This window comes from uncultured Senegalimassilia sp., assembly GCF_934632265.1.
In the GTDB taxonomy this organism is placed as follows: Bacteria; Actinomycetota; Coriobacteriia; order Coriobacteriales; family Eggerthellaceae; genus Senegalimassilia.
Window position 1 is genome coordinate 1 of record NZ_CAKTYH010000162.1, and the last position, 3,420, is coordinate 3,420.

The window sequence follows — 3,420 nt, forward strand, 5'->3', positions numbered from 1 at the left end:
CAGCTGCAGTACTTCGCGCCGGCCTCCTTGCGCTTGAGCTGCTCGGCGAGCATCGCCGCGGAGGCCTCTTCGCCCATGAGCTGCTTGGCGGGGCCCTCGGCGAACGCGATCACGCCGTCGATGGTCGTGGGGCGACCCTCGAGCACGTCGAGCAGCTTGTCAGTGGCAGCCTTGACCGCCTCGTCGCCGGCGTCCGCCGCGACGGCGGCCTTCCACGCCTCGGCAGCATCTTTGGTGACCTGCGTGCTCGCATCGCTCGTCGCCAAGACGTCGGCGCGCTCGGCCACGTAATCGAACAGTTCCTTCTCCATAAGGCAACCCCTTTCTTCAACGTTGTTACGCTTCCTATCTTAGTGCGCGCATGCCGACCCCCTCGACGGAAGGCGAGCGGCGACAAACGCGCACCATCTTTCCGACATAGTTCGCGCCGAGGGAAGAACGACCCGCGCTTCCCTCACTTGGCTTCTAACGAAAAGCGCGGGTGCGCGACCGCATCGCAGCATCGCATCCCGCCATCGGCACGCAACGTCTCCCGAACCCGCGCGCGAAATGCGAACAGGGGACGTGAACAGGGGGACGGAGGTGTGTTCAAGGTCGATCCTCGCGCTTTCGACAACGTATCGCGAACACACCTCCGTCCCTCTGTTCACGCACGGCCCGCGCTTTTCCAAGCAGCTGGCATACTCGAGCCGCAGCGCCGCGCAAGCGCTTCGCCGTCTGCGCAGGCCTAGGCACGGGATTCGCATGGGCAGCGAGAACCCCGCAGTTCAGAGCTGCGAGACCCTCGCATATTCTCAAGCGAGCGCGCAAGGGGATTGCCTGCCCTTTGCAGGTGCTGCCGACGCGCGCCGTGAGATGCTGCTAGTATGGGGAACGTTTTGATTGGATAGCGGATCACGGAGGATCGGAATGCTCGCATTGCACGTATTGGCCAGCGGAAGCTCGGGAAACGCCGCGGTGATCGAGAACACCGCCACCGGCGCCGGCGTGCTGATCGACTGCGGCATCTGCAAGCGCGACTTCCTCAAACGCTGCGACGAGGCCGGCTTCGACCCCGGCCGCATCCAGGCCATGTTCGTGACGCACGAGCACGGCGACCACGTGAAGGGCCTCGGCGTGGTGCTACGCGGGCTGGCGAAGGTAGGCAACGTGCCGCCGGTGTTCGCGGCGGGCGCATGCACGGCGAACAGCAGCGCGCTGGCGAAGGTGGCCGAAGCATTCGACGTCCGCGAGCTGACGGCGGCTTGCGCCCAGGCAGGCAGCCAGGATATGGCGAACGCCGCCCGCCAGAGCGCGACCCCGCATGCGGCAGGTGCCCCCGCGGGGCAGGATTCGGCGGCGCACGCCACCCCCGCCGGGCAGGGTTCGGCAGCGCTGTGCACGGCGGAACCCGGGGCCGTCGAGGCCGCGGGTATGCGCATCATCCCCTTCGCCACCAGCCATGATGCCGCCGCATCGTTCGGCTTCCGCATCGAGGACGCCGCCGACGGCGACGCCGTGGGCTACCTGACGGACTCCGGCATCGTCACGGCGCAGGCGCACGCGGCGCTGCGCTACGTGCGCATCCTGTCGCTCGAGAGCAACCACGACCCGAAGATGCTGGCCGCCGGGCCCTACCCGTACATCATCAAGCAGCGTATCGCGTCGAACAACGGACACCTTTCCAACGGGCAGGCGGCCGCCGAGCTCGGCACGCTGGTAGCCGAATCGCGCGCAGCGGGCCTGCGCCTGCCGCAAACGGTGGTGGCCATGCACGTGTCGCAGAACAACAACGACTACAGCCTTGCCAGGCGCACGCTCGAGGCAGCTCTCGGCGAAGCCGGCTGCTACGCGGAAACCCTCTGCGGCTACCAAGCCCGCCTCACCACCGCCCGCTAACGCCCGCCCGACGGGCCGGACACCTCGGGGACGTAGCACCAACTGTCCGGATTCCCCGGATGCGAAATGTCGAAACCAAGCGTTAACCGCGGGCTCTTATCGTCGAGCATCTAACGAAAGGGGCTGGCCACGCACGCCTTTTGTTAAGCATCCCGCCAGGCCCTTCGGTGTCGCCTCCTCGCACCTACTCGATTCGGACACCTAGTGCTACGTCCCCGAAGCGTCCAGCCGCCCGACGGGCCCGACGCTCCCGGAGGGCGACGCAAACCGCCCGAAGCAAGGCACGAGCCGCTCCCGCGCCTCACCACCGCCCGCTAAAACGCAAAAGGAGGTGCGCCCCGAAGAGCGCACCTCCTAACCGGCAGTCCCTGCTTCACACGCCGCAAGCCCCTGGAACAGGAACGCCCGCCGCAGGCCGATCGATCACGCCTGCCACCTGAGCAGCGCCAACGCAAAGTCGAGCAAGCGAACGAAATAGCCCTCCGGCTGCGACGCCGCCACCTTCTCGCGGAGGCGGGCAACCCAGACAAGCGGATGCTCGCGAACGAACGACGCAATCTCCTCCCCATCCGGCACGGCCGCATCGCAGGCGACGGCGCCGGAGGGTTCTTCCGATGCCCGGCGGCAAAGCTCGGACAGGTACAGCAACTCGATTCCCACATGGTCCTCGTACTGGTTGTTCTCGTTGCATAGCTCCAGGCCGAGGGCGCGCAGCCGCTCCCGCATGGCGAACGTCGCCTCGCCGAAGCCGACATGCGACTCAACGGCACCGTTGGCGGACTCCCAAGGCGCGGCCGCCGGCTTCGGAGGGCCGACAAACAGCTTCGTGAACTCGACGGATACGCGCTGCACCACCTCGGAGCGGGCGGCGTCGGCAGACGCGCGCTCGGCCCAAGACGCCAACGACTCGGCTGGATCGGCCAACGCGCCATCGAGCAGGCCGCCCAGGTCGCGCCAGAACGCCGGATCCAAGCCGACCGATTCTGTGCGGCTCATCGGCGACAGCAGGCTATTGCCCAAGAACGCATACAGCTGGGACGCGACCGTCCACTCCTCGCACGACATCGAACGCATTTCCCGTCCTTTCAAACCAAACGACCCGTTACGCCATCAAGAAGCACCGCCCGCGGCGCCCCGGGATGGGGCGCCGCGTAACACGGCCTTACGCCTTCGCAACCAGCTTCTTCGACAGAAGCGCGATGCCCAGGATGCAGAAGCTCACCACCGCCGCCACCACGGCGAACTCGACCGGCTGGGGCGTGTACGACCCGGCAAGCGCCCACATGTCGAACCCGTCGGCACCGCGTGCCGCGGTCGACCCGGACGAGATGCCCGGCGCGCCGTACACGTTCGTGACCGTGAAGCTGGTGAACAGCAGCCACACGCGCTTGCAGAACACGCCGCACATCACCAGGGCGCTGGCAGCAACCACCACGCCCGTGCGCTCGCGGCGCTTAGCGGACGCCAGCAGCACGAACGGGATCAGCAGGCCGCCCAGGATCTCGAACCAGAAAAACGGTGCGGTCGCGCCCGAGGTCATGA

General features: G+C 67.2%; 4 protein-coding genes. 1 reads left to right on the forward strand and 3 read right to left on the reverse strand.

Annotation, left to right across the window (positions count from 1 at the left end; all coding sequences use genetic code 11):
* Window positions 1-311, reverse strand: a 311-nt coding sequence (locus Q0H50_RS08945) for a 3-hydroxyisobutyrate dehydrogenase (protein WP_294421581.1), incomplete at its 3' end; no start/stop codon positions are given.
* Between the two features lie 598 nt (window positions 312-909).
* On the opposite strand from Q0H50_RS08945, the gene Q0H50_RS08950 reads away from it, so the two are divergent.
* Window positions 910-1,878 carry an MBL fold metallo-hydrolase gene (locus Q0H50_RS08950; RefSeq protein WP_294421582.1) on the forward strand — a complete coding sequence of 323 codons (969 nt, stop codon included), beginning with the start codon at window positions 910-912 and terminating at the stop codon, window positions 1,876-1,878.
* 423 nt (window positions 1,879-2,301) lie between these two features.
* On the opposite strand, the gene Q0H50_RS08955 is transcribed toward Q0H50_RS08950, so the two are convergent.
* Both Q0H50_RS08955 and nrfD read right to left on the reverse strand, forming a co-directional pair.
* Entirely contained in the window at window positions 2,302-2,952 is a 651-nt protein-coding gene (locus tag Q0H50_RS08955) for a molecular chaperone (protein ID WP_294421583.1), read from the reverse strand.
* An 88-nt stretch (window positions 2,953-3,040) separates the two neighbouring features.
* Window positions 3,041-3,420 (reverse strand): NrfD/PsrC family molybdoenzyme membrane anchor subunit (gene nrfD / locus Q0H50_RS08960; protein WP_294421584.1); only part of this gene is annotated, 380 nt, incomplete at its 5' end.